General features: G+C 46.4%; 18 protein-coding genes. 9 read left to right on the top strand and 9 right to left on the bottom strand.

All coding sequences use genetic code 11. The features are described from left to right. Nucleotides 1-198: 198 nt before the first annotated feature. Nucleotides 199-1,647 carry a tRNA uracil 4-sulfurtransferase ThiI gene (gene thiI / locus KI655_RS15190; RefSeq protein WP_285406708.1) on the top strand — a complete coding sequence of 483 codons (1,449 nt, stop codon included), beginning with the start codon at nucleotides 199-201 and terminating at the stop codon, nucleotides 1,645-1,647. Nucleotides 1,648-1,787: 140 nt separating this feature from the next. On the opposite strand, the gene KI655_RS15185 is transcribed toward thiI, so the two are convergent. After that, nucleotides 1,788-2,468, bottom strand: a complete 681-nt coding sequence (locus KI655_RS15185; protein ID WP_285406706.1) for a glutathione S-transferase family protein — start codon at nucleotides 2,466-2,468, stop codon at nucleotides 1,788-1,790. 474 nt (nucleotides 2,469-2,942) lie between these two features. On the opposite strand from KI655_RS15185, the gene KI655_RS15180 reads away from it, so the two are divergent. The 4 genes from KI655_RS15180 to rlmM are packed head-to-tail and all read left to right on the top strand — an operon-like array spanning nucleotide 2,943 to nucleotide 5,946. Further along, complete coding sequence (locus tag KI655_RS15180) at nucleotides 2,943-3,851, top strand: transcriptional regulator GcvA (RefSeq protein WP_285406703.1); 909 nt, start codon at nucleotides 2,943-2,945, stop codon at nucleotides 3,849-3,851. Further along, complete coding sequence (locus KI655_RS15175) at nucleotides 3,844-4,470, top strand: alpha/beta fold hydrolase (protein ID WP_285406700.1); 627 nt, start codon at nucleotides 3,844-3,846, stop codon at nucleotides 4,468-4,470. Before KI655_RS15180 ends, KI655_RS15175 begins: the two co-directional genes overlap by 8 nt. Next, nucleotides 4,460-4,858 carry a DUF423 domain-containing protein gene (locus KI655_RS15170; RefSeq protein WP_285406698.1) on the top strand — a complete coding sequence of 133 codons (399 nt, stop codon included), beginning with the start codon at nucleotides 4,460-4,462 and terminating at the stop codon, nucleotides 4,856-4,858. The genes KI655_RS15175 and KI655_RS15170 overlap by 11 nt, the downstream gene beginning before the upstream one ends. Further along, the gene (gene rlmM / locus KI655_RS15165) at nucleotides 4,855-5,946 is read left to right on the top strand and encodes a 23S rRNA (cytidine(2498)-2'-O)-methyltransferase RlmM (RefSeq protein ID WP_285406695.1); all 1,092 of its coding nucleotides are present in this window, start codon (nucleotides 4,855-4,857) and stop codon (nucleotides 5,944-5,946) included. Before KI655_RS15170 ends, rlmM begins: the two co-directional genes overlap by 4 nt. An 89-nt stretch (nucleotides 5,947-6,035) precedes the next feature. Here rlmM and xni read toward each other — a convergent pair whose 3' ends face one another. The 5 genes from xni to queF form a co-directional block, all read right to left on the bottom strand. Continuing rightward, the gene (gene xni, locus KI655_RS15160) at nucleotides 6,036-6,809 is read right to left on the bottom strand and encodes a flap endonuclease Xni (RefSeq protein WP_285406693.1); all 774 of its coding nucleotides are present in this window, start codon (nucleotides 6,807-6,809) and stop codon (nucleotides 6,036-6,038) included. A 97-nt stretch (nucleotides 6,810-6,906) separates the two neighbouring features. Beyond that, on the bottom strand, nucleotides 6,907-8,274 hold the full coding sequence (gene ppnN / locus KI655_RS15155) for a nucleotide 5'-monophosphate nucleosidase PpnN (RefSeq protein WP_285406691.1): 1,368 nt from the start codon (nucleotides 8,272-8,274) through the stop codon (nucleotides 6,907-6,909). A gap of 262 nt (nucleotides 8,275-8,536) precedes the next feature. Beyond that, entirely contained in the window at nucleotides 8,537-10,102 is a 1,566-nt protein-coding gene (locus KI655_RS15150; protein ID WP_285406688.1) for a GGDEF domain-containing protein, read from the bottom strand. A gap of 118 nt (nucleotides 10,103-10,220) precedes the next feature. After that, nucleotides 10,221-12,479: a lipopolysaccharide assembly protein LapB gene (locus KI655_RS15145; protein WP_285406685.1), complete on the bottom strand. Its 2,259-nt coding sequence runs from the start codon at nucleotides 12,477-12,479 to the stop codon at nucleotides 10,221-10,223. A gap of 73 nt (nucleotides 12,480-12,552) precedes the next feature. Beyond that, nucleotides 12,553-13,398, bottom strand: a complete 846-nt coding sequence (queF, locus tag KI655_RS15140) for an NADPH-dependent 7-cyano-7-deazaguanine reductase QueF (protein WP_285406683.1) — start codon at nucleotides 13,396-13,398, stop codon at nucleotides 12,553-12,555. Nucleotides 13,399-13,529: 131 nt separating this feature from the next. Between queF and syd the strand changes: the two genes are divergently transcribed. The 3 genes from syd (at nucleotide 13,530) to KI655_RS15125 (ending at nucleotide 16,413) form a co-directional block, all read left to right on the top strand. Further along, nucleotides 13,530-14,075, top strand: a complete 546-nt coding sequence (gene syd, locus KI655_RS15135) for a SecY-interacting protein (protein WP_285406681.1) — start codon at nucleotides 13,530-13,532, stop codon at nucleotides 14,073-14,075. A 1-nt stretch (nucleotide 14,076) separates the two neighbouring features. Next, nucleotides 14,077-14,853 (top strand): Zn-ribbon-containing protein, encoded by a 777-nt coding sequence (locus tag KI655_RS15130; protein WP_285406679.1) that lies wholly within the window; start codon nucleotides 14,077-14,079, stop codon nucleotides 14,851-14,853. A gap of 357 nt (nucleotides 14,854-15,210) precedes the next feature. After that, on the top strand, nucleotides 15,211-16,413 hold the full coding sequence (locus KI655_RS15125) for a carbohydrate porin (protein ID WP_285406677.1): 1,203 nt from the start codon (nucleotides 15,211-15,213) through the stop codon (nucleotides 16,411-16,413). Between the two features lie 93 nt (nucleotides 16,414-16,506). Here the strand turns inward: KI655_RS15125 and metQ are convergent, their stop codons facing one another. From metQ to metN, 3 genes are read right to left on the bottom strand one after another with little or no spacing between them, the layout of a single operon-like run. Further along, nucleotides 16,507-17,316 carry a methionine ABC transporter substrate-binding lipoprotein MetQ gene (gene metQ, locus KI655_RS15120; protein ID WP_285406675.1) on the bottom strand — a complete coding sequence of 270 codons (810 nt, stop codon included), beginning with the start codon at nucleotides 17,314-17,316 and terminating at the stop codon, nucleotides 16,507-16,509. 25 nt (nucleotides 17,317-17,341) lie between these two features. Beyond that, nucleotides 17,342-18,019, bottom strand: a complete 678-nt coding sequence (locus KI655_RS15115; RefSeq protein ID WP_285406672.1) for a methionine ABC transporter permease — start codon at nucleotides 18,017-18,019, stop codon at nucleotides 17,342-17,344. Then, nucleotides 18,009-19,043 (bottom strand): methionine ABC transporter ATP-binding protein MetN, encoded by a 1,035-nt coding sequence (gene metN, locus KI655_RS15110; RefSeq protein WP_285406669.1) that lies wholly within the window; start codon nucleotides 19,041-19,043, stop codon nucleotides 18,009-18,011. Before metN ends, KI655_RS15115 begins: the two co-directional genes overlap by 11 nt. Nucleotides 19,044-19,259: 216 nt before the next feature. On the opposite strand from metN, the gene gmhB reads away from it, so the two are divergent. After that, entirely contained in the window at nucleotides 19,260-19,811 is a 552-nt protein-coding gene (gmhB, locus tag KI655_RS15105) for a D-glycero-beta-D-manno-heptose 1,7-bisphosphate 7-phosphatase (protein ID WP_285406667.1), read from the top strand. Nucleotides 19,812-19,822 lie beyond the last annotated feature (11 nt).

Genomic DNA, 19,822 nt, shown 5'->3' with positions numbered 1-19,822 from the left:
CAAACTATCTGGACTGAGTATTTATTCCCTCTTGAAAATAGGGTTAGGGCAAGCATTCTTTTCCTTGTATGACTTTCTCATGTATAATTCGCGCCCTTAGATTTAGATATGATCTATTCTTGCTTCAAGTGCTCGGTGAAATCTCAGTTTTTACTTAGCGCCGAGCCCCTTAAACTTGTTTAATGTTGTGAAAGTACTATGAAATTTATTGTTAAGCCCCATCCGGAAATTTTTGTAAAAAGTGAATCGGTGCGTAAGCGCTTCACAAGGATTCTAGAGTGCAACATTCGTAACGTTATCCAGCGTCGCTGTGAAAGCGTTGCGGTATTCAACCGTCGTGACCACATTGAAGTGACATCAGAGAGCGACAAGTACTACCCAGAAGTGCTTGAGATCCTGACGCAAACTCCGGGTATCCACCACTCTCTTGAAGTTCAGCAGTCTGAATTCAAAGACCTGCATGACATCTTCGAGCAGGTACTAGAGCGCAGCCGTGGCGACATCGAAGGCAAGACTTTCTCTGTTCGCGCGAAGCGTCGTGGTAAGCACGAGTTCACGTCTATTGAACTAGAGCGTTACGTTGGTGGCGGTCTAAACCAAGCGGTAGAATCGGCAAGCGTTAAGCTTAAAGATCCAGAAGTGACGGTAAAAGTTGAGATTGCAAACGACAAACTTAATCAGATCATCGCTCGTCATAAGGGCCTAGGTGGTTTCCCTCTAGGTACCCAAGAAGACGTATTGAGCCTGATCTCTGGTGGTTTTGACTCTGGCGTTTCAAGCTACCTACACATCAAGCGTGGCTCTAAAGTACATTACTGCTTCTTTAACCTAGGCGGTCCTGCACACGAGATCGGTGTTAAACAAGTGGCTCACTACCTATGGAACAAGTTCGGTTCTTCAGCGAAAGTGAAGTTCATCTCTATCGACTTTGAACCAGTGGTAGCGGAAATCCTTGAGAACGTAGAAGACGGCCAAATGGGCGTTGTTCTTAAGCGTATGTTCATGCGTGCTGGTGGCATGGTAGCAGAGAAGTTCAAGATCGAAGCATTGGTTACCGGTGAAGCACTAGGTCAGGTATCAAGCCAGACGCTGACTAACCTACGCCACATCGATAACGTAACGGATACTCTGATCCTTCGTCCACTGATCAACTGGGACAAAGAAGACATCATCGACCTTGCGCGTAACATCGGTACTGAAGATTTTGCGAAAGTAATGCCTGAATACTGTGGTGTTATCTCGAAGAAGCCAACAGTAAAAGCGAAGAAAGGTAAACTTGAAGCGGAAGAAGCGAAGTTTAACTTTGACGTTCTAGATCAAGTGATTGAAAACGCTCGCGTGATGGATATCCGTGACATCGAGAAAGAGAGCCAAGAGCAAGCGCCTGAGATCGAACAGGTTCAAGCTGTTGCTGAGCACGCTATCGTACTGGATATTCGTAGCCCAGATGAGGAAGACGAAAACCCATTAGAGATCGATGGCGTTGACGTTAAGCATCTGCCGTTCTACAAGCTAGCAACGCAATTTGGTGACCTTGACCAGAGCAAAGAGTACCTACTGTATTGTGACCGTGGTGTAATGAGCCGTCTGCAAGCGCTTTACTTGCAAGAGCAAGGTTTCGGTAACGTAAAAGTATACCGTCCTTAGGTTGTCACCTAGACACGATTAGAAAAGCCGCTATTACAGCGGCTTTTTTATTGGTTGGCGAAAATGGTGTATTCGCTTGGCTTTGTCTAACTCAGTCGTTTGTCAGGGCTGAGAGCACTAAACTTCTACGTTTAAGTAAATTACGTTTTAGGGAAGTTTTGCGGGAACAGAGCTCGAGCCGCTTCTTCATCAACCGTTGATTTAAAATCGATACCACTCTCTATTTCACGCGCTTGAGCAACCGCTGGGCGTGCATTAATGCTCTCAAACCAACGCTTCAGATTTGGGTATTCATCAAGCGCGTTGTCATCACCAAGAACAAACGGTGCTTTATTTATCCAACCCCATGCCGCCATATCGACAATGCTGTACTCCTCACCGACGATAAAGGTCTTATCGGCAAGATGGTTATCTAATACTTCATAGTGTCGCTGTGCTTCACGGCGGTAGCGATTTTTTGCGTAGGGAATATCTTCTGGTGCGGCTTTATGGAAGTGGACGGATTGACCTGAGAACGGCCCCAGTCCAGACGCGATAAACATCAGCCAAGAGAGAAGTTCACCTCGGTTTTGTGGTTGGCCTGAAAACAGCCCAGTTTTTTCTGATAGATAAAGCAGGATGGCGTTGGAATCGAAGATGCGCGTGCCATCATCCTCAATCGCTGGTGTTTTGCCATTGGGATTAATTTGACGAAATTCTGGTGTGTGTTGTTCCCCTTTGAGGGTATCAACAGGAACCACTTCATAGGCAAGGCCAGATTCTGCCAGATAAAGTGCAACTTTCATTGGGTTTGGGGTGCGGTGGAAATAAAACTTAATCATCTGTGAACTCCTAGTTCATCGTATGGACGGCACATCCGTGGTTAGATTGACTATAAATCAACCTGAACAGTCGTTCAAATTAAATTTCTAGAATTTTGATTAAGTGAGCTTGATTCCAAGAGTTTGAATAAGGTGAGCTATTGATAAACTTATTGTTATTTGGCGGCAGATAAAAAAACACCGCCATAAAGGCGGTGTAAAGAAATTTGACAGACAGGTCAAAATAAATACAGGAAGTAGATGCCTCGTTTTAGGGGATAGCTAAAACAAAACATTTGGTAGAACTCTACCCAACTCGAAAAGTACGAGTTTGCAAACACAACATCGCAGTTACTAAGCCAATTGATTCTGAGAGAATCAAGCCGTTCAGGCTAGTGACTGCGGAAGGAAATATAGAATTTCTCTAGCCGCTAAGCAATGGACAAATTATAATGTTTCAGATAAAAAAAACTAATGTCATTTTAGAGAGTAACTATGTCTCGTCGATTACCCCCATTAAACTCCCTACGAGTGTTTGAAGCTGCGGCTAGACACTTGAGTTTTACGCGTGCAGCAGAAGAGTTATTTGTTACTCAAGCTGCGGTCAGTCATCAGATTAAATCCTTGGAAGAGTTCTTATCATTGAAGCTCTTTCGTCGCAGGAACCGCTCTTTACTGCTTACCGAAGAGGGGCAGAGCTATTTCCTAGACATTAAAGACATCTTCACTTCGCTGGCAGAGGCGACGGATAAAGTACTGGAGCGCAGTGAGAAAGGGGCGTTGACCATCAGCTTGCCGCCAAGTTTTGCGATTCAATGGTTGGTACCGCGTCTGGCTGACTTCAATCAGCAAGAGCCAGATATTGATGTTCGAATTAAAGCGGTAGACATGGATGAGGGATCATTGACCGACGATGTCGATGTTGCGATCTACTACGGACGTGGCAACTGGCCGGGTCTACGAGCAGACAAACTTTACCAAGAATATCTGATTCCATTGTGTGCGCCTTCGATTCTATTGGGCACAAAACCATTAGAAACACTAACCGATTTAGCATGTCATACGCTATTGCATGATACGTCTCGAAAAGACTGGAAACAATTTGCGAAGCAAAACGGTATTGATGGGGTTAACGTCAATCATGGTCCTATCTTCAGTCACTCGACGATGGTGCTGCAAGCAGCTGCTCACGGCCAAGGGATTGCTTTGGGCAACAACGTATTAGCGCAGCCTGAAATTGAAGCTGGTCGACTGATCGCACCATTTGATGAGGTGTTGATCAGTAAGAATGCGTTCTACGTGGTGTGTCATGATAAACAAGCGGATATGGGACGTATCGCGACCTTCCGTGATTGGATGCTGGCGAAAGCACAAAGCGAACAAGAGGAATTATTAGATGAGTAATTGGCTGATTGATGGCGAAGAGCATAGCGAGTACACCTTTGTGTTTGCCCATGGCGCTGGCGCAGGTATGGATCATGAATTCATGCAGTCGGTCGCGAAGGGATTGGCGTTTAAAGGCATTCGTGTGATTCGCTTTAACTTCCCTTACATGATCAAACGCGCGGAAGATGGCAAGCGTCGCCCGCCAGATCGTGCGCCTAAGCTGCTTGAGGCCTATCAAGAAGTGATAGAGCAGGTCGATGCCAAACAATTAGTGATTGGCGGTAAATCTATGGGTGGACGTATGGCGAGTCATCTATCTGAGCACAAGAAGGTTGTGGGTATGGCTTGTTTAGGTTTCCCATTCCATCCACCGGGCAAGCCTGAAAACTACAAAGGTGAACACCTAGCCGAACTGAACAAAGCCTGTCTGATCCTACAAGGGGAACGTGACACCTTCGGCAAACGTGAAGAGTTCCCGGGCTTTGACCTCTCTACATCGGTATCGGTTGAGTTCATTCCTGATGGTGACCACAGCTTCAAGCCGCGCAAAAGCTCAGGACATACAGAGCAGAAAAACATCGCTTTAGCTGTTGAGAAACTGGCGGCCTTTATTAAAGGGGCGATAGATGAAAAGTAAAAGCTTGATCGGAATTGCGGGTCTCTCTGGTGCGATCGCCGTGATGTTGGGCGCGTTTGCAGCGCACGGCTTAAAAGGTCAGTTGCCCCCTTATCTGCTGGGTGTGTTTGAGACGGGTGTGTTGTACCAGTTCATCCATACGTTAGCGATTGTGGCGTGTGGCATCCTGCTACAGCTGAAACTTGGTGCTAAATCACAAAAATATTTTTTCATTGCGGCAATTTGCTTTATCATCGGCATCCTTTGTTTTAGCGGCAGCCTCTATGCGTTGGCGCTGACAGGAATTAAATGGTTTGGTCCTATAACGCCGTTGGGTGGACTACTATTTATCATTGGTTGGGGAGTCTTCTCCTTCGCTGCTTTGAATATAAAAGAGGTAACTCAGTGAAACACGTACTACTTTATTGTCGCTCTGGTTTTGAAAAAGAATGTGCTGGCGAAATTCAAGACAAAGCAACACAGCTGGAAGTGTTTGGTTTTCCTCGCTTAAAAAACAATACTGGCTTTGTATTGTTTGAGTGTTATCAAGATGGCGAAGCCGATCGTTTGATCAAAGAGATTGATTTCCAATCGCTGATCTTCGCTCGTCAAATGCTAGCAGTCGCGGTTGAGATTAAAGATCTTCCAAAGGATGATCGCATCTCTCCAATCCTTGATGAGTTGGCAGACAAAGAAGGTTTCCCACGTTGTGGCGACATTCGCATCGAAACGCCAGACACTAATGAAGCGAAAGAGCTGTTGAAGTTCTGTCGTAAGTTTACCGTGCCAATGCGTCAAGCAATGCGTGGTAAAGGCTTAATGACGGCAAAAGACAACGCGAAGAAGCCAGTACTGCACCTGTGCTTTATCGCTCCGGGTCACTGCTTTGTTGGCTACTCTTACCCGAACAACAACTCTCAGTTCTTTATGGGTATCCCACGTCTTAAATTCCCAGCAGATGCGCCAAGCCGTTCGACTTTGAAACTTGAAGAGGCGTTCCACGTATTCATTCCGCGTGATGAGTGGGATGAGCGTCTGGCTCCGGGGATGTGGGGTGTAGACTTGGGTGCATGTCCGGGTGGTTGGACTTACCAACTGGTTAAGCGCTCGATGTTCGTTCACTGTGTCGATAACGGCATGATGGCAGACAGCCTAATGGAAACGGGTCAGATTAAGCACCACATGGTGGATGGCTTTAAGTTCGAACCAGACCGTAAGAACGTTACTTGGATCATCTGTGACATGGTTGAGAAGCCAGCACGTGTTGCTCACCTAATGGGTGAGTGGATCATCAAAGGTTGGGCGAAAGAGGCACTGTTTAACCTGAAGTTACCGATGAAAGGTCGCTACGATGAGGTTCTACAAGATATCGAGAACCTGAAGCAGTTCCTAATCGAGAACAAAGTGAAGTTTAAGATGCAGGCGAAGCACTTGTATCATGACCGTGAAGAGATCACGGTACACATCCAGTCGCTTTCAAACATCTCTCCGCACTAATCGAACTCGATAGTCGTGTTAAAAAAATGCTCCTAATTGGGAGCATTTTTTATGGGTGTCAGAAAAAGGCGTTATTTACCTTTTCTAGCCTATGGCTGAGGGTCGTAGCGTAGGTCTTGTAAATTGAAGCCAAGATCGATGTCTGTCTTGAGTGCCGAAACTTGTTTACAGACACGTGCCGATTCAATGTGTTCATCGAACTTCTTACGATACTTCTTCGGTAGGTCTTCAGCTTGGTAGGCCGCTTCAATATCTGGGTAGCTGGTTAAGATTTCTTTGGCTGCTTTTGGGCCAATTCCCGGAATCCCCGGTACTTGGCTAGAGCTGACACCAGTGAGCCCCCAGTAATCCGCCAACTGGCTCGGCTTAACCCCAAACTCTGCCTCGATAAATGGCGTATCCAACCAACGGTGTTGGAAGTAGTCTCGGATCTGCAGTGTTGGTGAGAGCAGCTGGCAGTAACCTTTATCCGTCGAGATGATGGTGACCTTCTGCCCATGGTCGGCTACTTTCTTGGCCAGTGTCGCGACTAAATCATCCGCTTCATCACCGTCTGAAAGCAGAGAATCGATTCCAAGATCCCACCATGCTTGCTGAATCGCATCCAAACCGGCCATGAGTGGCTCTGGCATCGGTTTACGGTTCTCTTTGTAGCTTGGTAATATTTTTGCACGCCAACCACGGTCTTGGAGATGGTGATCAAATACCGCGATGATATGGCTTGGCTGAGACTCTTTGGTGATCTTATTTAACGTTCGCGTAGTGGTTGTGATGGTTCTTGCTATATCGCTTGGGTCCGGCTGAGCAGAGTGAACGCGTCGGATAAGGTTAAGAGCATCGATAATAACAAGATGGATAGACATAAGTTTCCAATAACTAAGCAATAAATAAAGGGGCGGTATCATTCGCCCCTTATAGTAACGTATCGCTTACGCAGTTGAAATGCTCTGTGCGGGATGCTCAGTCGTTGTTTTGCGCAATCTTATAACACGGCACGTAATCGGTGCCGCCCGGCAGCTTCATACGGTGCTGGTGGACAAAATCATTGAGTAGTCTGTCCATTTTGGTCATCAGGGCTTTATCGCCATCAATGATGAATGGTCCGTGCTTTTCAATCTCTAAGATACCTTCTGCCTTGACGTTACCCGCCACAATACCTGAGAAGGCTTTACGTAGATTTGCCGCTAAGTTTTCTGCCTTCTGATCCATGTGTAGGTCGAGTGCGGCCATTGACTCATGAGTTGGGTCAAATGGCAGTTGGAACTCTGGTTCGATATGCAATGACCAGTTGTAGCTGTAGGCGTCTCCGGTCTCTTTACGGTGAGAGCGCACATCTGGCATCGCTTGTTTCATGATTTTGGCCGCTTTCGCTGGGTCGTCGATCACGATCTCGTAGTGCTTCTGTGCCTCTTCACCCAAGGTTTCGCCAATAAAGCGGTCAATGGATCGGAAGTACTCTTCACTCTCTTTGGAACCCGTTAGCACAATCGGCATTGGCTGATCTGCATTGTTTGGATGCATCATGATACCTAGGATGTAGAGTAGCTCCTCCGCTGTACCCGGGCCGCCCGGGAAGATGATGATGCCATGCGCCATACGTACAAACGCCTCAAGACGCTTCTCGATATCCGGCATGATCACCAACTCGTTCACAATTGGGTTTGGTGGCTCAGCGGCAATGATGGAAGGTTCGGTTAAGCCAAGGTAACGGTGCTCTGTGTAGCGCTGCTTAGCATGACCAATGGCGGCGCCCTTCATTGGGCCTTCCATTGCACCCGGTCCACAACCGGTACAGATATTGAGTTCACGCAGGCCAAGCTCGTTACCCACCTCGCGGGTGTACTGGTATTCGCTGGCGTTGATCGAGTGACCACCCCAACAAACAATCAGGTTTGGTTCAATTCCTGGCGTGAGAGCGCCAGCATTTCGCAAGATACCAAACACCAAGTTCGTTATGTGAGTGGCGTTGGTGAGGTTGAGTCTCTGGTTATCGGCAAGGTGCATGTTGACGTAAACAATGTCACGCAACACTGAGAATAGGTGCTCTTGAATACCCTTGATGATTTCACCATCGACAAAAGCGTGCTCAGGTGGGTTGTGCAGCTCTAGCTTGATGCCGCGCTCACGTCGCACTACCTCAACGTCAAAAGAGAGGTATTTATCCAGCAGCTCTTTGGAGTTGTCTGTGTGGCTGCCAGAGTTAAGTACCGCTAGGGTACAGTTACGATACAGTTGGTATAGATCACTGGATGCGGTTTTCTTAAGGCGCTCAACTTCAAGTTGAGAGAGTAAATCCATGCTACCGGCAGGACTGATATGAGTGATCATAGTGCCTCCTTGTTGAATAAGAGTCGGGGGAGACAAGATGCGACGTCACCCTCTAACTCGGGAGTTGTGAAGCAAGGCATGCAACGCCAGAGGGCGTTTATGAAAATCGGATTATTCTATGCCTTGCTAAATGTTTTTGGCACAGGCTTGATCGCCAGAAAGGCTTGTTAAGCAAATGTTAACCATTAGCTTAGCAAACATTTTGATATTTGGTATGTGATAAGTATTTGAAAAAGAGAAATAAATTCTCAAATAGGAGAGGTTATTGCCAAACGAGCTGGTTTGAACCACGCTGTTTTGCCTTATTTAAGATGCGATTAAGTCGTTCCAGTACTTCTTCAGGTGTGTCTGACTCACTAAACTGAGTGCTAGCGGCACAGAGAGTTATGGTGATCTGTTGGTCGCGGAACTTAAATGGCAGGCGGCTGACTTGTGTTTGAATGCTCTGAATCACTTGGTGGCAGTATTCATCATTCTGTTCTGGCAGCAACAATACGAACTCTTCACCAGAAAAACGCGCCACGGTATCGGTTTTCGATAGCTCTTTGGTCATGGTGCGCGCAATGATCTTCAGCGCTTTATCACCAGCGGTATAACCAAAGCTGTCATTAATGGCTTTGAAATTATCGATATCCAGTAACACCACACGCAGCGAGTGTTGAGCTCGAATCCAACGGCGGTATTCCAGTTCTAGGCGATCTGTAAACGCGGTGCGGTTGTAGACCTTAGTCAGAGGGTCGAGCAACATACGCTGCGCCTGATCTTCAAGGCGTCGACGGTAGTCTTGCGTCACTTCATACAAAGAGTCGAGTTGCGTTTTGCCGTAGCTCATGCGATCGATTAGCGCTTGCTCTTTCTGCTCGGCGTGACTAAGCCTTTCAGAGAGCGAGGCAATCTCGTTAAGCAGTGGTGTTATCGACTGCTTCAATACATGGATATCGGTAGCTTGCTCGACAGACTGTTGGCTTTTACCCACTAAGTTACCCAGCTCATTGTTGAGGCTTTGACGGTGTTCAAAGTAGGTTTGACTCTGATCGCTGTTTTGATCCGCTGTTTTAATGCTTGCAGAGAGAGAAGCATTAAGTTGTTCAATGAATTGCTCAGACTTTTTGCGCTCTAGGTTCGTCCCTTCAATCACCAGCTTTAACACTTGCAGCGTCAGTTCAAACAGGTTTTGAGTGGAGACACCAAGTAGCAGCTTAGCGCGGATATCAGCGAGTAAATCACCCGATTCACCCTCGAAGTCGAGTTCGGTAATCAGGTGTTGCAGTTCGGTTGAGAGATCGGAGAGTAGAGCTTGCTCTGGGGAGTTGTCGGCATCGGAAAAATGAGAACGGGAATTGCTCGCCATGATTTTAACTGCACGCTCATAGATGCTGAGCAGTTTCATTGCGTGATCGATTTTCTGACTGCCATTGCCTTCAGAAAAGCTCAATAGGTTACGCAGGTCGCGCTTAAGCTGAGCCGGTAGGCCCGTTACGCGTTGCAGCGTTTCGCCACTGTGCTTAATGCTTTCGTCTAGATATCCGTTCTGTTTTTCCATAGCCACCGTTTTTTGTTTTAGCATCCTTTCCAAAACAGCCAACTTTGGGATCATTGAGCTGACGTCTTTCTTCTTCTGCAGCTCTTCCCTCAGGGCAATTAAGTTTTCATCCAGGTGGTCGTTAGTACCAACACAAGCATCGCTTAAAGATGTGACAATACGCTTAAGGACCTTTTGTTCACGTATGAACTTGAACGAGGTGTCTCTCTGATTCAGACGTGCTTGATCTAACTGAGTTTTCAGTTGATGTAGCTGAGCCTGGATGTCTTGTTCGAGAATGCCCATAGGTCAATAAATTAGTGCCACATAGATCGATTGCGATCGCTTTGATGAAATTCCAAGACATCGATAATAACAAAACTAAAAATAAGGTCACTGTTTCGAACGATTAACCGCTCGCAAATCACTCATCTTTTAGCATTTTTTTGATGTTGTCCTCATTCTGGTAAGAAGATTGTATTTTTATTAACCCTTGATTTATAGCGACTTTACATGCCTCTCTTATGTTACCAGTTGCAAGGCTCGCGGCTGGGGCGTTGTCGATGGCCTTCAAATATACCCACTGACTGCTGCGCTCTTTGAGACTAATCTCACGAGCAATATTGGTCGACATTAGCAGTACATCAAGTAGCTCTTGGTCATTAATCGCTGTGTAAGCACGAGGCAGGAACGGGTAGTCAGCGATACCTACTCGAATGGTGCGATTCATATTACGCTCAGGCTCAAAGTCGGTGATCCAAGATTGTAATTTGCGGAACATTGCTTCCGGTGACGCATTGCGATCCGAGTTCGGCTCAATGTAGAGCAAGTTTGCATCTGAAAAGTGGTAGATACGTGATGGACCATCGAGCTTGGTTTTGAGGTACTCACCAAACGCATCTTCAAGTTCAAGACCGGCTTTATAACCATTCTGTGTGTACATGTTGCGCAAAAATGGCAGGTCAATCATCACAAAGCGCAAACGGTCGTTTAACGGTTCGTGAATTAGCTCACCCATTTGCCATTGTTCGAAGGTCTGGCTGGTTTGCTCAAGCGAGTTCGACAGCTTGGCGTTAAGCATGCGCAGGTTTGGCAGCTTAGAGCGTGAGTGGGTGAAGAGATCGGTACTCAGGCTTTCGTTCTCTTTTGCTTGGCTCTGAATGATGTAGCCACGGCGTAATACGAAGAAAAACAGAATGATACTGAATAGGAACAGGGCAAAAGATATCTTTTGGAACTTGCGGTGCTCCTCTTTATACATCTCTAGCTCTTCTGCTTGCCCTGCGTAATGTAGGGTGCGTTCGGCAAACTCTTTCTGTTGGCGGAATGCATCTTCACTGATTCGGTTGAGGTTTTGCTGCTCAAGCGAGATCAATGAGGTGTACTGTTTTAGATTCTCAAGCGCTTGTTGAGGTTGCTGTGCCTGTTCGTAGCCAAGAGACAGCAGGTGATATGAGCGCTGAGATAGGCGCATGTCCTCAATCTGACGTGAGATATCTAGGGCACGTTGAGCGTATTTGATGACTTGATCACTGTCTTGTAGGTGATAAGCAAGGCCGGCTGACAGCAGTGCTGCTCGGCCTTCTAATTTGAGGTTATCGGTGTATTCAAGCAATTCAAGGGCACGAGACAAGTATTGCTCAGCCAATGGGTAGTTATAGAGGCGTAAGTAAGTGGCCGAAAGGCTTAGACGAATATCAATCACTTGGTTGATGTCGCGGTCGGTACTTTCATGATCTAAAACGTTGAAAAAGTGCACCAGAGCTAGATTGTACTTACCTTGGAAGTAGTACACATCACCCATCTTTTTCAATACTTGAGCCAAGATTGGTGAGCTTTCAAAGTTGTCGTAGAAGTCGGCCGCTTGAGAAAGGTGCTCAATAGCTTTATCTAGAACTTGGCGCTCAAAAAACAGCTGTGCCAGCAGGCGGTTGACCTTGGCTAGGCGCGCACTGAGGTTGCCTTCGACCGATTTCCAGTAACCATAAAGCAGCTCCGAAAGGGCGTGGTTGTACTCTTTATGAGTCAGATAAAACTCACCCACTGAGATGTGATAATCGATGGTGACTTTTTCAGAATAGCGTTGGTCGAGGAAGGCTTTTGCTTGCTGGTACAAACTTTCAGCTTCGTCGATTTGATTCTCGTATGAGGCAATTTCAGCCTTAAGCATGATCAAACGGTAGGTAATGCCTTCGGTGAGACGTAGAGTCTTATTAACCGACTGCAGACTCGCTTCGACCCCTGCCAATACCTCTTTCGCTTCAGCCGATTTACGATTGCTGATCCAAATTAGGCGAGTTTTTAGTATCTCTAGATCGAGCTGTAAGTATTCTAGGTTGTAGGTCTTAGAGAGCTCAGTTGCGGTATCAATATGCTGAATCGCAGTGCGAGTATGCCCAAGGTTAAACTCTGCTTTAGCAAGAATCTTATACGCATCGATACTGCTGTTAGGCGTACGAATGGAAGAATCCGTCTCTTCACGAGAAATGGCCGATGGGCTTTTCTCACTTTGGTCCGACAAAACACGCAGCGTCAGATAACTGTTGGCCATTTGTTTGGCTTGGCTTGGTTCAATCTCAACCAAGTTATTCGCTTCGTTAAGCAGGGCCGATGAGTAGACAGAGGCACTAACAGAAGCACTTAAGCTAACAAAGAGGAGGCCAATAAAAGTTAACCAACGCATTTTATTTTCCTTTCAGTCGAACTAGATATATCGAGGTAAACAAACCTCTATAGAGGCGAAATCTTCCAATGATTTACTGACGAGCCATACGCATGTTGTGAGACGGGCGGTCCTGCTCAGTAGAACGGTATGGATTGATGTCTAATCCACCGCGGCGCGTGTAACGTGCAAATACGGTCAGCTTAGAAGGTGCGCAGTACTTCATGATGTCAGTGAAGATACGCTCAACACACTGCTCATGAAACTCGTTATGCTCACGGAATGACACCAAGTAGCGCAATAGTGCTTCACGGTTGATCTTTGAACCTGTGTAAGCGATCTCAACGCTGCCCCAATCAGGTTGATTGGTGATCAGACAGTTAGATTTCAACAGGTGGCTGTGCAGAGTTTCTTCAACTTGCTCCTGTTCTGCTGCGCCTTCTAGGATTGACGCTTCAAAGTCGTAGCTGGTGATCTCAATGTCTTGATCGTCAATGCACTCGCCTTGCATCGTAACAATCGGTTGATTGGTGTAATCAGTCACTTTGTTTACGTTAACCAGTACTGTCTCACCTGCACACGCCGATAAATCTTGAGTCAGGCGCTCAGTTACCGCTTCCCAATCAGAGAAACGTGTCTGGTTGTAGCTGTTTAGGTACAGCTTGAAAGATTTAGATTCAATTAAATTTGGGCTGGTTGCAGGAATGAAAACCTCACCGACAGCAACTTGAGGTAAACCCTTATCGTTCAGCCATGAAAGTTCGTACATGGTCCAGATATCGTGGCCAATGAACGGCAGTTCGCCGCCTAAAGCTAGGTCGTCACGATTTAGACTGCGTGGCACAGGTTGCAGCAGGCTGGCGTCGTATTGGTTAGAGTACTCAGTTTTTTGACCTAGGGTTAAACCCGCTAGCTCTTTAGCGTCAGAATATTTGCTCATACTTTCGTTTCAAATTCGATTAGAATAGGGGCGATTTTACTGAATCCCCATTACTGTGTCATTAGGTCATCGCTTAATCGATGTGGAAAGGTGCCCGATTCTATTTATTATTTTCGCTTTAGGAGATTTTCATGACTCAACGTGCCCAAGACGCACTACTTTCATTCAGTCAGCAGTATGTCGATGCTTGGCAGCATCAACATCAATCTTTGCCTCGCAGCGAAGAGCTAGCAGACCTTGTCTCGCCGTGCGTTGAAGCAAAGCTATCGGGTGCTGTGTTATGGAAAAACTCTCCTCGTGAACAACATGCTGACTTTACCAATGTTGAAAATGGCATTGAGTTGTCGCTGCATGAAGACATTAAAACCTTCTATGGCGCGCAATACAGTGCAGATATGGATGCGACCTTTGATGGCAACCCTTTGACATTGCTGCAAGTTTGGAGCGACGAAGACTTTGTTCGCCTGCAAGAGAACATTCTTGGGCACTTGGTGACTCAGCGCCGACTCAAACTAAAGCCAACCGTGTTTATCGCCGCAACAGACGCAGATATGGACGTCATCTCTATCTGCAATCTGACAGGTAATGTGATTTTAGAGCGCCTTGGCACCAGCAACCGTGATGTACTGACAGAGACGCTGGCTGAATTTTTAGAGAAATTGGAACCGGCTGTTTAAGATGTACGTTGTAGAACTTCAATTCGAGTGTTTTGATAACACGACTATTAGCGCGGTCGATAAGGCAATCAATGGTCTAATGGATGCGCTGCGTTATAACGGCCAAGTACTGGGACGTGAGTTTCCGGTTGTTATGGGCGAGGGTGAGTTTTTCGTCCGCGTTGTTTGCCCTGAGCAAGACAGTTTGCACCCACGAAACCGTTCAGACTTCGTAAAAGTTTGCTTCGATCGTTTATCAGAGGCGAGCTTGCTAGCACCGAAAATGCGTATGTTAGGGCGTGATCTTAACTCTGAAGAAGCCGCGGAAGATGAACAGCCAAGTTGGCAAGTGCTTTACACCACATACGTACATACTTGTTCACCACTGCGCAGCGGTGAAACCTTGTTACCCATTCCACTTTATCGCAACCCGCCGACCTCAAATGGCGACCATAAAGCGGTGGTTAAGTGGCAAACTGAGTGGCAAGCATGCGATGAAATTCAGATGGCTGGTGGTTGTCGAGCGGAGCATGCAGCGCTGCATGAGATCTGTGACGCTGACAGTGTGCTGTTCAAGCGTGGTTGGGATCTGCGCGGCAGACTAGAGTACCTCTCAAAAGTGCCGACTTACTATTACCAGTATCGAGTTGGTGGTAAGAGCCTGGCTGATGAGCAAGCTCGAAAATGCCCTAAGTGTGGTGGAGAGTGGCTACTCGATGAGCCGATTCACGATATTTTCCACTTCAAATGCGATGACTGTCGTATTGTTTCCAACATGTCGTGGGATCATATCAAGTAATCACTTTAAACAAAAGTGGGTGAGTGCTCACTATCGTCAAGATTGTTACTATTAAAGCCCTTATGTTCTTTCGTAAGGGCTTTTTCTTTGTTCATTGTTCGTACCTTAGACCAATGATGTAGTTGCATATTTCAGCTTTTATATCCTCTCGATTTTTGCATTCAATAGGCTGGAAGTATTCATCTCAATAATCCAACCTGCATCAACTTTAACTCTCACCAATGGTTAACTTGATCACAATAATTTATTCAATCACTTCCTTTTTATAATCTTGCCAATATAAATGGGATCGATCCCATGGGAATGTTCCCATAATTAAAATGACAAGTTCGATCATTGATATAAAAGGAATGGATTATGAAACTGTTACCAATTGCCGCTGCCCTTACCTCTGTTTTGCTTACCCCCAATCTACTGGCTGAGACGGCACCCCTAGAATTTAACGGCTACATGCGTGGTGGCGTCGGAATGAGCGACAATGGTGGCTCAAACAGCAAATGGGAGGTGAATAAGGTCGGCCGATTAGGTAACGAGAATGACCTCTACGGTGAGTTTGGCTTTAAGAAAGAGCTGTTCAAGGACGAAGAGTCGACGTTTTTGATTGACTCGATGCTTGCATACTGGGAGGGGCAAGATGAGAACGCAAAAGATCGCAATGTGGATGTGGTCCAACTGAACATTCAAGCTGCTGGCTTGTTTGACGACAAAGACATCACGATGTGGGCGGGTGAGCGTTACTACCAACGTCACGATGTGCACATCATTGATAACTACTACTGGGATGTCAGTGGTATTGGTGGCGGTGTGGAACACATCAACCTTGGCCCGGGCAAACTGTCGTTGGCGTTGATTCAAGATACAGTGACAGGCGATGTGGATGATGGGCAAGAGACCACAGCCATGATTGCTGATATTCGTTATGCCGGTATTCCTCTTTGGAAAAATGCCGACCTAGAGTTAGGTGCGGATTTTAACTTCGGCAAAGAGAAGAAAGACCAATCACTTGATGCGGATGACAGCGTGATGCTGACCGCGAGCCTGAATCAGGGGTTACCGACGGGCTTTAACAAAACCATTTTACAGGTCGCGAACTCAGGTTATGCAGAGCAGATGACAACCTTTGGTACCGGCAGTGATTTGGTACGAGACAAAAACAACAACAACGCTGAAGGCTTCCGTATCATCAACTGGGGTGTGGTTTCGATTGGTGACAATATCGAGTTTGGCCACACTGTGCGCTACGCATACTCAACCGATGTTGGCGCGAATAACAGCACCGATGAATCCTTCAGTGCTGTCATTCGTCCACTGTACAAGTGGGATGAGAAAATGCGCACGGTTCTAGAATTGGGTGGATTCGTTGAGAAAATTGATAACCAAGATGGTGCTGGCGGTAAGTTCACAGTGGCGCAGGCTTGGGTTCCTAAGACAGGTTTCTGGGCGCGTCCTGAGTTCCGTATCTTCGCAACCTACATCCATGATGCAGAGAATGACGATGCATTCGGTACTGGCGAGAACAGCGAAGTGAGCCTGGGTATGCAGGTAGAAGCTTGGTGGTAATCCACACTGTATAGCTGCTAGTAAAACATCGGGCAAAGAAAAGGGCTGACATAATGTCAGCCCTTCATTATTGAGGTGAGTGAAAAGCGTGGATTACCAGCCTTTTACTACGCCACCTTGGAAGATGTCAGACGCTGCGTTGTACACTTCTTCAGTTTGGTAAGCTTTCACGAAGTTTTGTACGTTTTCTGCGTTTAGGTTGTCTTCACGAGATACGATAAGGTTTACGTATGGAGACTCTTTGTCTTCAACGAAAACACCATCTTTCTGTGGAGTTAGGTTGATTGAGCTAGCGTAAGTCGTGTTGATGATAGACAGTGCTACGTCATCCAGAGAGCGTGGAAGTTGTGCTGCGTCTAGTTCAACGATCGTTAGGTTCTTAGGGTTACCTACGATGTCACGAACGGTTGCTAGAAGGCCAACACCTTCGCGAAGCTCTAGAAGACCTTGTTGCTCAAGAAGCAGTAGAGAACGACCTAGGTTAGTCGGATCGTTTGGTACTGCAATGCGAGCACCGTCTTCAATTTCTTCTACTGACGTTACTTGCTTAGAGTAGCCTGCGATAGGGTATACAAAGGTGTTACCCGCGATGGTTAGCTTGTAACCACGGTCAGCAACTTGCTGATCTAGGTACGGCGCATGTTGGAATGCGTTGATGTCGATTGAGCCGTCATCAAGTGCCGCGTTTGGTGTTACGTAGTCTGTGAACGTTACTAGTTCAACGTCTAGGCCGTACTTTTCTTTTGCAACTTTTGCTGCAACTTCCGCTACTTGAGCTTCTGCACCTGCCATAACGCCGACTTTAACTTTTGATGTGTCGATCTCTTTTTCACCACAACCTGATAGCACAAGTGCTGATGCTGCCGCAGCGATAGCAAGTAAACCTTTTAGGCTAAATTTCATAATAATCTCCTTTTAATACACCTTTTTATCTGTGATCGACACGGCGAACAATAGAATCGCCAATCGATTGAATAATTTGAACTAGGACAATCAGCATTACGACAGTGACGGCCATAATCGTCACATCATAGCGGTGGAAACCATAGCGTATTGCTACGTCACCAAGACCACCACCGCCCACGGTACCTGCCATTGCTGAGTAGCTGACTAGGGTCACTAGTGTGATGGTTACTGAATTGATAATAGTGGGTAACGCCTCAGGTAGCAGAACTTTTGTGATGATCTGCGTTGGGGTAGCACCCATAGATTGCGCCGCTTCCACCAGACCTGTTGGAACTTCAAGTAGTGCGCCTTCAATAAGACGAGCCACGAATGGAATTGCGCCGATAGTCAGTGGAACGATTGCTGCGGTTGTACCGATAAAAGTACCAATTAACAGTTTAGTTAATGGGATAATCGCCACCATCAATACTAAGAAAGGTACTGAACGGCCTACGTTCACGACTGCGCCAAGAATCTTGTTTAGCTTGGTGTTCTCTAGCAAGCCACCTTTTTTGGTCGTGTGCAGGATAACGCCAAGTGGAATACCAACTGCAAAACCAACAATGCCAGCTACCGCTACCATGTAAAGGGTTTCCCACGTAGCGCCAAGTAGTAGGTTACCGTTTAGGCTTACCCAATCTGCGATCTCATTAAAGGACATAGCCAAGTACCTCTACTTTTACATTGTGTTCACGTAGGAATTCGATTGCTGCGTTGTCGTCTGCTTCGTTACCGAATAGCTCAGCCACCATCATGCCGAACTTCACGCCGCCAGCGTAATCAAGGTCAGAGCTTAGAATGCTGACATCGATATTGAATTTACGAGCGATTTGAGTCATTAGAGGGGCATCTACGGTTGCACCAGTAAACTCAAGACGAACCAGAGGGTAGCTGCCTTCAACGCGTGTTGTTTGCAGTCTTGCTTCGTAATCTTCTGGAATCGATAGATCCAAGGTTGAGCGAATGAACTGGTGAGCCAATTCTGTTTTCGGGTGCGCAAAGATGTCACCTACAGTGCCTTTCTCAACCAGTTCGCCACCACCGATGATCGCCACTTCGTGACAGATGCTTTTTACTACATCCATTTCGTGTGTAATCAGTAGCATGGTGATGTTCAGTTTGCGGTTGATCTCTTTAAGTAGCTCAAGGATAGATTGTGTCGTCGCCGGATCCAGTGCGCTGGTCGCTTCGTCACACAGTAGAACCTTAGGGTCAGACGCCAGTGCACGAGCAATCGCAACACGCTGCTTTTGACCACCACTTAGATTCGATGGGTAGCTGTCACGCTTGTCTGCAAGGCCAACCAGCTCAAGCAGTTGACTTACCTTTTGCTCGATCACGTCTTTATCTGTGCCTGCAAGCTCTAATGGCAGTGCGACATTATTAAATACAGTGCGTGAAGAGAGCAGATTAAAGTGTTGGAAAATCATACCGATATTGCGTCGTGCTTCACTTAGCTCTGACTTGCTTAGCTTTGTGAGGTCTACGCCATCAACAATCACTTCACCTGAGGTTGGTGCTTCTAGCATGTTTACACAGCGGATCAGTGTACTTTTACCTGCACCTGATGAGCCGATAACGCCAAAGATCTGACCTTGAGGAATGTGAAGGTTAATGTCTATTAAGGCATTGATTTCTTTAGTGCCTTGATAGAATACCTTGTTGACTTGATTCACTTTAATCATAAATAAACCTGTAACGGTGAACAGAATAATATGTTGATAGTTCGTTCGATTTACAGACGATGCTATGGCGTAACGTGATCTAAGTCAATAGATATTTTTACGTCTAGACGTCTAAACGTAAATCATCCTATAACGAGCGATGCAATTAGCAGGTGATGAAGCCACTAAAGCGTGCAATAATTAGTGATTAATAGAGAGTTGATTGAGAACCAAATTTTGTCAAAACCGGCTGTATTTTTAGATCGTGATGGCGTAATTAACGTTGACCACGGTTACGTGCATGATGAGCATGACTTCGAGTATATCGATGGCGTATTTGAAGCAGCAAAAGCTTTCAAAGAGATGGGATACCTTTTAGTGCTGGTGACCAACCAGTCAGGTATTGCTCGTGGTATGTTTAGTGAAGACCGCTTTCTGTCTTTAACTCAATGGATGGATTGGAACTTCGTCGACAATGGCGTTGAGCTTGATGGTATCTATTACTGCCCACATCATGCAGAGCACGGGGTTGGTGAATATAAGCAAGACTGCGATTGTCGTAAGCCAAAACCGGGCATGTTCATTTCAGCGCGCGATTTCTTGAAAATCGACATGGAAAAATCGGTCATGATTGGCGACAAAGCAGAAGATATGATGGCAGCAGAAGCTGCGGGTGTTGGCACTAAGGTGCTCGTGAGAACCGGTAAACCGGTGACAGAAAAAGGTGAAGCCTTAGCGAGCGTGGTCCTTGATAGCATTGCAGACGTGCCTGCTTACCTGAAGCGTTAATTCAACAACAA

It is taken from the genome of Vibrio sp. D404a (assembly GCF_030248535.1).
Taxonomy (GTDB): domain Bacteria; phylum Pseudomonadota; class Gammaproteobacteria; order Enterobacterales; family Vibrionaceae; genus Vibrio.
The sequence above is the reverse complement of the archived record's forward strand: the minus strand, read 5'-3'. Positions and strand labels throughout refer to the sequence as shown.

What these genes read in the sequence shown, in the direction of transcription:
- KI655_RS15130 (WP_285406679.1), top strand. Translation starts at nt 14,077, where the DNA reads ATGTACGTTGTAGAACTTCAATTCGAGTGTTTTGATAACACGACTATT.
- KI655_RS15175 (WP_285406700.1), top strand. Translation starts at nt 3,844, where the DNA reads ATGAGTAATTGGCTGATTGATGGCGAAGAGCATAGCGAGTACACCTTT.
- KI655_RS15185 (WP_285406706.1), bottom strand. Translation starts at nt 2,468, where the DNA reads ATGATTAAGTTTTATTTCCACCGCACCCCAAACCCAATGAAAGTTGCA.
- metQ (WP_285406675.1), bottom strand. Translation starts at nt 17,316, where the DNA reads ATGAAATTTAGCCTAAAAGGTTTACTTGCTATCGCTGCGGCAGCATCA.
- KI655_RS15150 (WP_285406688.1), bottom strand. Translation starts at nt 10,102, where the DNA reads ATGGGCATTCTCGAACAAGACATCCAGGCTCAGCTACATCAACTGAAA.
- syd (WP_285406681.1), top strand. Translation starts at nt 13,530, where the DNA reads ATGACTCAACGTGCCCAAGACGCACTACTTTCATTCAGTCAGCAGTAT.
- KI655_RS15115 (WP_285406672.1), bottom strand. Translation starts at nt 18,019, where the DNA reads ATGTCCTTTAATGAGATCGCAGATTGGGTAAGCCTAAACGGTAACCTA.
- KI655_RS15125 (WP_285406677.1), top strand. Translation starts at nt 15,211, where the DNA reads ATGAAACTGTTACCAATTGCCGCTGCCCTTACCTCTGTTTTGCTTACC.
- metN (WP_285406669.1), bottom strand. Translation starts at nt 19,043, where the DNA reads ATGATTAAAGTGAATCAAGTCAACAAGGTATTCTATCAAGGCACTAAA.
- queF (WP_285406683.1), bottom strand. Translation starts at nt 13,398, where the DNA reads ATGAGCAAATATTCTGACGCTAAAGAGCTAGCGGGTTTAACCCTAGGT.
- KI655_RS15145 (WP_285406685.1), bottom strand. Translation starts at nt 12,479, where the DNA reads ATGCGTTGGTTAACTTTTATTGGCCTCCTCTTTGTTAGCTTAAGTGCT.
- xni (WP_285406693.1), bottom strand. Translation starts at nt 6,809, where the DNA reads ATGTCTATCCATCTTGTTATTATCGATGCTCTTAACCTTATCCGACGC.
- ppnN (WP_285406691.1), bottom strand. Translation starts at nt 8,274, where the DNA reads ATGATCACTCATATCAGTCCTGCCGGTAGCATGGATTTACTCTCTCAA.
- KI655_RS15170 (WP_285406698.1), top strand. Translation starts at nt 4,460, where the DNA reads ATGAAAAGTAAAAGCTTGATCGGAATTGCGGGTCTCTCTGGTGCGATC.
- KI655_RS15180 (WP_285406703.1), top strand. Translation starts at nt 2,943, where the DNA reads ATGTCTCGTCGATTACCCCCATTAAACTCCCTACGAGTGTTTGAAGCT.
- thiI (WP_285406708.1), top strand. Translation starts at nt 199, where the DNA reads ATGAAATTTATTGTTAAGCCCCATCCGGAAATTTTTGTAAAAAGTGAA.